This is a genomic window from Nocardiopsis halotolerans DSM 44410 (genome assembly GCF_000341065.1).
In the GTDB taxonomy this organism is placed as follows: Bacteria; Actinomycetota; Actinomycetes; order Streptosporangiales; family Streptosporangiaceae; genus Nocardiopsis; species Nocardiopsis halotolerans.
This window is the reverse complement of record NZ_ANAX01000106.1, coordinates 1-8,171: the sequence shown is the minus strand read 5'-3', so window position 1 is coordinate 8,171 and position 8,171 is coordinate 1. Positions and strand designations below refer to the sequence as shown.

At 72.8% G+C, this 8,171-nt stretch carries 9 protein-coding genes and 1 pseudogene; all 10 read left to right on the top strand.

Annotated elements, in window-relative coordinates; genetic code table 11:
- Positions 1–197: pseudogene (locus tag D455_RS0108615) on the top strand (ABC transporter permease); the annotation flags it as partial.
- Complete coding sequence (locus tag D455_RS0108610) at positions 190–1,026, top strand: ABC transporter permease (protein ID WP_017570337.1); 837 nt, start codon at positions 190–192, stop codon at positions 1,024–1,026. The pseudogene D455_RS0108615 and the gene D455_RS0108610, both read left to right, overlap by 8 nt.
- Before the next feature lie 2 nt (positions 1,027–1,028).
- Positions 1,029–2,027 (top strand): ABC transporter ATP-binding protein, encoded by a 999-nt coding sequence (locus D455_RS0108605; protein ID WP_017570336.1) that lies wholly within the window; start codon positions 1,029–1,031, stop codon positions 2,025–2,027.
- Positions 2,028–2,147: 120 nt separating this feature from the next.
- Positions 2,148–3,041 (top strand): DMT family transporter, encoded by an 894-nt coding sequence (locus D455_RS0108600; RefSeq protein WP_017570335.1) that lies wholly within the window; start codon positions 2,148–2,150, stop codon positions 3,039–3,041.
- Between the two features lie 180 nt (positions 3,042–3,221).
- Positions 3,222–3,422 (top strand): hypothetical protein, encoded by a 201-nt coding sequence (locus D455_RS0108595; RefSeq protein WP_160167833.1) that lies wholly within the window; start codon positions 3,222–3,224, stop codon positions 3,420–3,422.
- Positions 3,423–3,601: 179 nt separating this feature from the next.
- Positions 3,602–4,213 carry a hypothetical protein gene (locus D455_RS0108590; protein WP_017570333.1) on the top strand — a complete coding sequence of 204 codons (612 nt, stop codon included), beginning with the start codon at positions 3,602–3,604 and terminating at the stop codon, positions 4,211–4,213.
- Positions 4,214–4,331: 118 nt separating this feature from the next.
- Positions 4,332–5,777 carry a PepSY-associated TM helix domain-containing protein gene (locus tag D455_RS0108585; protein WP_017570332.1) on the top strand — a complete coding sequence of 482 codons (1,446 nt, stop codon included), beginning with the start codon at positions 4,332–4,334 and terminating at the stop codon, positions 5,775–5,777.
- Between the two features lie 118 nt (positions 5,778–5,895).
- A complete protein-coding gene (locus tag D455_RS0108580; RefSeq protein WP_026122444.1) occupies positions 5,896–6,279 on the top strand; it encodes a hypothetical protein in 384 nt (127 codons plus the stop codon).
- The gene (locus tag D455_RS0108575; RefSeq protein WP_017570330.1) at positions 6,269–7,861 is read left to right on the top strand and encodes a sensor histidine kinase; all 1,593 of its coding nucleotides are present in this window, start codon (positions 6,269–6,271) and stop codon (positions 7,859–7,861) included. The genes D455_RS0108580 and D455_RS0108575 overlap by 11 nt, the downstream gene beginning before the upstream one ends.
- On the top strand, positions 7,858–8,171 hold a 314-nt coding region (locus D455_RS0108570; protein ID WP_017570329.1), incomplete at its 3' end, for a response regulator transcription factor. The genes D455_RS0108575 and D455_RS0108570, both read left to right, overlap by 4 nt.

Genomic DNA, 8,171 nt, shown 5'->3' with positions numbered 1-8,171 from the left:
CCGACGTGCTGCGGCTGCTGCCGTGGGCGTCGATGGTGCAGGTCCCCGCCGAGGTCCTCCTCGGCAAGGACACCCTGCCCGGCGGCACCGTGCCCGGCGGGCTGGCCCTCCAGGCGGCGTGGGCCGCCGCCCTGCTCGGCCTCGGCGCGTGGACCACCGGTCGCGCGACCCGGAGGGTGGTGGTCCAGGGTGGCTGACGTCCTCTCCCGCACCCGCGAGTCCGTGCTGTGGCCCTTCCGGGCCTACCTGCTGCTGGCGTGGACCTGGTGCCGCGCCCTGGCCCAGTACCCGGTGTCGCTCGTCCTCATGACCCTGGCGACCTCGCTGGGCGTGTTCGCCGAGATGGGCGCGGTCCTCGTCGTGTTCGGCCACGCCGGTCGGCTGGAGGGGTTCAGCACGGCCGAGGGCCTGCTCGTCGCCGGTCTGGCCGCGACCTCCTTCGCCTGCGCCGACATGATCCTGGGGATGGTCGAGAACCTGGGCGAGCACATCCGGACGGGCACCCTCGACGTGATGCTGGTGCGCCCGGTGCCACCGTTGGTGCAGATGGCGACCGACCGGTTCGCGCCGCGTCGCCTCGGCCGGATCGTCCCGGGCGCGGTCGTGGTCGTCATCGCCCTGGTCGAGTGCGACATCGACTGGACCCCCGGCAGAGCGCTGATGCTGCCGGTGCTGCTGGTCTCGGGGATCGCGATCTGCTGCTCGGTCTGGGTCATCGGGGCGTGCCTCCAGTTCTTCGTCGCCGACGCCCGCCAGGCCGCCAACGCGATCACCTACGGCGGGCAGGCCCTCACCGAGTACCCGCTGGCCATCTACGGCCGCGAGGTCGTCCGTGCGGTGACCTTCGTGCTGCCGCTCGCCTTCGTCACCTGGCAGCCCGTCCTGTACCTGCTCGACCGCCCCGACCCGACCGGGCTGCCGGACGCCCTGCGCTTCGCCACCCCCCTCGTCGCCGTCGCCATGTGCCTGGTCGCCGCCGCCTGTTGGCGTTCCGGGCTGCGCCACTACCGATCCACCGGGAGCTGAGCATGACGTCCACCCGCGAATCCTCCGCCTCCGCCACCGGACCAACCGCCGAACCCGTCATCGAGGCCGTCGGCCTGGGCCGCGACTTCGTCCTGTCCGAGGGGCCGCTCCTGCGGCGCAGGCGGCGCACCGTCAGCGCCGTGAGCGACGTGACCCTCACCGTGCGGCCCGGCGAGATCGTCGGCTACCTGGGACCCAACGGCGCCGGGAAGAGCAGCACCATGAAGATGCTCACGGGCATCCTCACCCCCACGTCCGGGCACCTGCGGGTGACCGGGCTGGAGCCCTCCCGTCAGCGCACGAGGCTGGCCAGCCGGATCGGCGTGGTGTTCGGCCAGCGCACCACCCTGTGGTGGGACCTGCCGCTGAGGGACAGTCTGGAGCTGACCCGGCACATGTACCGCGTTCCGGCCGCCGACCACGCCCGCCGCCTGGCCGAGCTGACCGAACTCCTGGAACTGGGACCGTTCCTGTCCACCCCGGTGCGCCAGCTCAGCCTGGGCCAGCGCATGCGCGGCGACCTGACCGCCGCCCTGCTGCACGGGCCCCGGCTACTGGTGCTGGACGAACCGACCATCGGTCTGGACGTGGTCAGCAAGTCGACCATCCGCGGGTTCCTGCTGCGCCTCAACGCCGAGGAGGGCACGACCATCCTGCTGACCACGCACGACCTGGGCGACGTGGAGCGCCTGTGCGAGCGGGTGGTGGTCATCGACCAGGGACGCCTGGCCTACGACGGCGGCCTGGAGGGGCTGCGCGCGAGCGTGCCCACACCGCGTGTGCTGGTCGTGGACCTGGCCGTGCCCGCCCCGCCCATCGAGGTGGAGGGCTGCCGGTGCGCGCGCGTGGACGGCCCGCGCCAGTGGCTGGAGCTGTCGGATAACCCGGCGACGGTGATCTCCCGGGTCACCCGGCAGCACGAGGTGGTCGACCTGACCCTGCGCGAGCCCGACATCGAGGGCGTGGTCGCCGCGCTGTACCGGGGANNNNGGCCGCCGTGAACCGGTTCCCCGCAGGGCCTCCACGCGGACGGTGGGCGCGGGCCGACGTCCGGACCGGCTCCGCGCCGGGTTCCCCACCCCGGGGAGAACCGGACCGGGCGGGGCGGGATCATCGCTGTCATGGAATCGGGCGTGATGGTGGGGATCGTCTTCGCGGTGCTCTCGTGCGCGGCCTACACGGCCGCGGCGGTGGCCCAGCGCAGGCTGGCGGTACGGGTGGCCGGACCGCTGACCGGCGGCGGACAGCTGGCGACCCTGCTGCGGCACCCCCTGTGGTGGGTCTCCCTGGTGTTCAACGGGGGCCGGGCCGGTTTCCAGGTGGCGGCGGTGAGCAACGCGCCGCTGACCGTGGTGCAGCCGCTCGGCGTTCTGGTGCTGGTGCTCGGAATCCCCTGGTCGGCCCGGCTGGGCGGGCGCCGGGTCACCCGCGAGGAGTGGAGGGGCGCGGTGCTCACCTCGGTGGCCCTGGGCGTCCTGTTGGCGGTGACGGTGACCGGGGGCGGGGGCGGTGTACTCGACGACACCGGCTCGGTGGTGGTCGGCGCCGGTACGGCGGCGCTGCTGCTGGTGACCGCGTGGACGGCGGGACGGGTCCGTTCGGCCGCCTGGCGCAGCTATCTGCTCGCGGGCGCGGCGGGCGTGGCCTTCGGGGTCTCCTCGGCCACGGTCAAGACCGCGGTCGCGGTCATCGGAGAGACGGGAGCGGCCGGGCTCGTGCACGCGTCCTCCCTGGCCACGCCGGTGATCGCGGTGCTCGGCCTGTTCCTGGCCCAGGCCGCCTACCAGGGCATGGAGCTGGGCGCCCCGCTGGGGATCACCACCTTCGCCAACCCCGTCTCCGCCACCGTGGTGGGCGTGGCCTTCATGGGCGAGTCCTACGCGGGCGGGTGGGTCGGCGGTGCGGTCGCGGTGGTGTGCGCCGTGCTGGCGGCCTACGGGATCCGGCTGCTCACAGTTCCCCGGGGCGCGGCCACGGAGAGCGTGGAACAGGAGGGGTCCGAGCGCGCCCCGTGACCGTTCGGCGCCGGGGCACGGCTTTCCGTTGGCGGGTTACCGTCTCCCATGGCGGTGTTGCGTCCCCTCACCGGAGTGACGAAACCCGTTGTGTCGCCGATCCGAGTTTCGTTGCGTCGTTTCGTCACCCGAAAACGAGCTCACTCGCGCCCCACCGAGGTGTTCACGTCCCACGGGTCGATGGGCGTGGCGACCACCCGGTGGCCGCGCTGGTCGAGCAGGCGTCCGCTGAGCTTCTTCGGCCGCGGGGCGGTCGCCCGGTCCCCGACCACCGCACCGGGCGGCCACTCCCCCGGTACGCGCTACGACGGCTCCGTCCCGCCCTCCCAGGCCGCCCTCCTCGCCGGGCTGGCCGTGCGCCGCCTCGCGCGCGCCGCCTGACCCCCTCTCCCGGCTCACGAAGGGTGGCGACACGAGCGATCCCCACGACGGCCGGTCCGACGGCGTTCCCACCGGTTCCGCGACCGGCGGTTCCGTGCCCGACCGTGCGCACAACGTTATGGGAACGCTCCCATAAAGGGGGATGGGCACCCCCAGGGGAATGCGGAATACTGTCCGTCATGGCCGGTACGGTCCCGCTCCGTCTGCCCCGCGCCACGGTGTTCGCCGCGGTGTGTACCGGCGTGTCCTCGACCGGACACGTCCTGGCGTCCGGACACGCGGTCCCGCCGCTCGGCCTCGCGGCGGGGTTCGTCCTCGTCCTCGCCGTCGCCCACGGACTCTTCCGCTCCGAGCAGCGCCTCGGCTCCCTCGTCGCGACGACGCTGTGGGGACAGGTCGCGCTGCACCTGCTCTTCACCGTCGCGTCACCGGGCGGATCCGTCCCGCACGGGACCGGAACGCACGGAGCCGGAGCGTACGAGATCGGAGCACAGGCGGCCGGAGCACACCTCCTCACGGGGTCCGGGGCCGGTCCGGGCATGCTCCTGGCCCACGCCGCGGCCGGAGTGGTGTGCGCGTGGTGGCTGCGCCAGGGTGAGCGTGCGGTCCTCACCCTGGTCGACCTCGTGCGCTCCCTGTTCCACCGCCTGCTGGTCCTCGTCGCGCGGTCCTCTCCCCCGGCCCGACCCGTGCGCGTGCGGGGGTGGGCGCCGCCTCCGCGGCCCGCGCTCCCCCCGTTCCTGCGGCACGTGCGGGACCTGCGCGGACCGCCAGCGGCCCTCCCGCTCTGAGCCTTCCGAGCCCTTCCCACCCGGTGCCGTCAGGCCCGGCCCCACACCGACGCGTCGGTGCCCCACGCATGCCCGCACCTCCCTTCGGGCTGCCTCCGACCAGACCTGAGGAAATTCCATGACCTCCCATGCCCCCGACCGGCTCGACTCCCCACCTCCCCCGTCCGGGCGTCAACGCTCCACATGGGCGGCGCTGCGCCAGCTCCTCCTCCGCCTGCACTTCTACGCGGGAATCCTCGTGGCGCCGTTCATCGTCGTCGCGGCCGTGACCGGACTGCTGTACGCCTACACACCCCAACTGGAGCAGGCGCTCTACTCCGAACAGCTCCACGTCGCCCCCGGCGACGGCTCGGTGCCCCTCCAGGAGCAGGTGGACGCCGCGGTCACCGCCCACCCCGAGGGAACCCTGAACGCCGTGCGCCCGGCCACGGAGCCCGACGAGAGCACCCGCGTCCTGCTGGACGTGGAGGGACTTCCCGAGAGCTACCGGCTCGCCGTCTTCGTCGATCCCCACACCGGCGAGCTCCTCGGCGACATGACCAGCTACGGCAGCAGCGGCTCCCTGCCCGCGCGGTCGTGGCTGTCCGAACTCCACCGCCACCTGCACATGGGGGACGTCGGCCGCGTCTACAGCGAACTCGCCGCGAGCTGGCTGTGGGTGGTCGGCCTCGGCGGCGCCGTGCTGTGGATCGGCCGCAGGCGCCGGAACCGCCGTCTGCGCCGCACCCTGCTCCCCGAGAACTCGGCGACCGGCCGCAACCGCACCCTGTCCTGGCACGGGTCGATCGGCCTCTGGGCACTGGTCGGCCTGCTGCTGCTGTCCGCCACCGGCCTGACCTGGTCCCAGTTCGGCGGAGCCAACATCGGCGAGCTGCGGACGGCCTTCGGGTGGACGACACCGACGCTGTCGGTGTCCGCCTCCACCGGGCACGAGGGCCACGGCGGCCAGGACGACGACGGTGGCGGTGAGCACGCGGGTCACGGTGCCGCCGACCGGGTGGACCTGGACCGGGTGCTGGAGTCGGTGCGCGCCGCGGGGTTGGAGGGTCCGGTGGAGATCGCCGTACCCGCGGAGGAGGGTGCGCCGTTCACGGTGGAGGGCACCTCGCGGACCTGGCCCGTCAACCAGGACGTGATCGCCGTGGACGCGGCGAGCGGCGAGGTGGTCGAGACTCTCCGATTCGACGAGTTCCCGCTCATGGCCAAACTCTCCTCATGGGGCATCGCCTTCCACATGGGTCTGCTGTTCGGCCTGCCGAACCAGCTCTTCCTGACCCTGGTCGGTCTGTCCGCGCTCGTCCTCGTGTCCTGGGGCTACCGGATGTGGTGGCTGCGTCGCCCGACGAGGGAGGACGGATTCTCCATGGGACGTCCGCTCGCCCCGCGCGGGACCTGGCGCGGCCTGCCGTGGTGGTGCCTGGCCGCGGTCGTCGCCGTGGCGGTGGGCGTGGGCCTGTTCCTGCCGGTGTTCGGCGTCTCGCTGCTGGCGTTCCTCCTGGCGGACGCCGCCGTGGGCGCCTGGCGCGGACGCGCCCGTACCAGGACGGAGGCGGGGCCGGTCTGACGGGCTGGCCGGGAACCCCCGCTTCCACGGGGGTTCCCGCGGCTCGGGTGGGCGCGGATGAAGAAATCCTCATGTCCGTTTCATCTCGGATTCGCCCCGGCCGGGGATGCTCGGCCGCATGAGATCACCGCTGTTGTTGCTGCTGGCCGGTGCCGTGGCGGCCGCCCTGGTCGCGGGCGCGGTCCTGGTGTGGGTGATGCCCGGAGGGACCTCGGACACCACGCCACCGGACGAGGTGGTGGTCGGGGAGTCCCCGGGCACCACCTCCGCCCCCTCCTCCGCGTCCTCCGCCGACGGTGTCGTCCCTCCCCCTCCGCCGGTCACCGACCACGACGGTGACGGGACCCCGGACGAGGAGGACCCCGACCACGCCGAACCCTCGACCCCGCCCACGGAGGCCCCGTCGCAGACCCCCGACGTCACCTGCGGTGACGACGGCGACGATGATGACTGCGACGATGCCGATGACATGGACGACGACGGAGACGACCATGACGACTGAGGGTCGCCGGGACTCCCCGACGGAGGACCTCAGCGGCGTTCCCGGGGACACCTGGGGTGCTCCGGGGAGCCCGGACACGAACTCCACCATGGTCATGGAGGGTCCCCAGCCGGAGATGCCGCAGAAGCGGCGCGTCCCGGCCCGGCTCCTCATCATGGCCTGGGTCGTCCTGCTCATGGCCGCCGTCCTCGTCCTGGTCAACGTCCTCACCTGGAGCGCGCTCACCGCCCGCAACGACGACCGCGTCGACAGCGCGCTCTCCCAGGAGACCAACGAGTTCCAGGAGTTCGCGGGCGTGGGCAGGGACCCCGACACGGGAGAGCACTTCACCGACGTGTCCACGCTCTTCGCGGTCCACCTGAAGCGCCAGTACCCCGATGAGGCCGAGATCCTGTTCGGTTGGGTGGAGGAAACGTCCTCCGCCGACGGGGGCGCGGGCGGCGCACCGGGCGCCACGGCCCAGGCCGGACGCATCCGTCAGGGCCAGGAACCGCCCTTCGACGTGTCCGCCGAACCCGACATGGTCGCGGACATCCTGGAGTCGCCCAGAGGCCGGGGGACCCTGGACACCCCCGCCGGTCCCATGCGGTGGGAGAAGGTGCGCGCCCTGCCCCCGGGTGACCAGGGCGGCGCCGCGGGGTGGTTCGTCATCGGCTACTTCACCGAGGCCGACGACGACGTGGTGGTGTCCACCATGCAGACGATCGCACTGGTCAGCCTGGTCGGGCTGGCCGCCGTCAGCAGTGCGGCATGGTGGGTGGCGGGCCGCATCCTCACGCCCGTGCGCCTGGTCCGGCAGACCGCCGCGCACATCACCGAGGAGGACCTCACCCGGCGCATCGACGTGTCCGGCCGGGACGACATCGCCGCGCTCGCCGAGCAGTTCAACAGCATGCTGGACCGGCTGGAGGGGGCCTTCACCGCTCAGCGGCGGTTCGTGGACGACGCCGGACACGAGTTGCGCACGCCCATCACCATCGTGCGCGGCCACCTGGAACTGATGGGTGACGACCCCGAGGAACGGCGTGAGGTCGTGCGCCTGGTCACCGACGAGCTGGACCGGATGGGCCGGATCGTGGAGGACCTGCTGCTGCTCGCCAAAGCCCAGCAACCCGACTTCCTGCGTTCGGAGGAGGTGTCCCTGGCGGAGCTGACCAGCGACATCGACGCCAAGGTGCGCAGGCTCGGCGACCGGGACTGGCGGCTGGAGTCGATGGCCGAGGGCGGGGCCCGGCTCGACCCGCAGCGCGTCACCCAGGCCGTGGTGCAGCTGGCCGCCAACGCGGTGCGGCACACCGAACGGGGGTCCACACTGCGCGTCGGCTCCGCGTTCAGCGGCGGTGACGTGCTGTTCTGGGTCACCGACCAGGGGCCCGGCATCCCGCCGGAGGAGCACGGCCGGATCTTCGAGCGTTTCTCCAGGGGCGGGGGCGCGGCCAGGGGGGACCGGGGCGCCGGTCTGGGTCTGGCCATCGTCCGCGCCATCGCCGAAGCCCACCACGGGAGGGTGGACCTGCGCTCCGCACCGGGCGCGGGTTCCACGTTCACCCTCGTCATCCCCACCGGAAGGAGGTACGTGTGAGTCGCATCCTCATCGTCGAGGACGAGGAGCGGATCGCCTCGTTCGTCCGCAAGGGCCTGGACGCCAGCGGGTTCACCACGACCGTGGTGGGCACGGGGGCCGAGGCCGTGGACTACGCGGTGACCGGCGGTTTCGACCTGATGCTGCTGGATCTGGGGCTGCCTGACACCGACGGGTTCGACGTGCTGCGGCGCGTGCGTTCGCTGGACGTGGACATCCCCGTGGTCATCCTGACCGCACGCGACGGCGTGCGGGACACGGTGACGGGGTTGGAGATCGGAGCCGACGACTACGTGACCAAGCCGTTCCG

Bases quoted from the DNA above. Each gene is read 5' to 3' on its own strand.
- D455_RS0108600 (WP_017570335.1), top strand. From the start codon at position 2,148: ATGGAATCGGGCGTGATGGTGGGGATCGTCTTCGCGGTGCTCTCGTGC.
- D455_RS0108595 (WP_160167833.1), top strand. From the start codon at position 3,222: ATGGGCGTGGCGACCACCCGGTGGCCGCGCTGGTCGAGCAGGCGTCCG.
- D455_RS0108590 (WP_017570333.1), top strand. From the start codon at position 3,602: ATGGCCGGTACGGTCCCGCTCCGTCTGCCCCGCGCCACGGTGTTCGCC.
- D455_RS0108585 (WP_017570332.1), top strand. From the start codon at position 4,332: ATGACCTCCCATGCCCCCGACCGGCTCGACTCCCCACCTCCCCCGTCC.
- D455_RS0108580 (WP_026122444.1), top strand. From the start codon at position 5,896: ATGAGATCACCGCTGTTGTTGCTGCTGGCCGGTGCCGTGGCGGCCGCC.
- D455_RS0108575 (WP_017570330.1), top strand. From the start codon at position 6,269: ATGACGACTGAGGGTCGCCGGGACTCCCCGACGGAGGACCTCAGCGGC.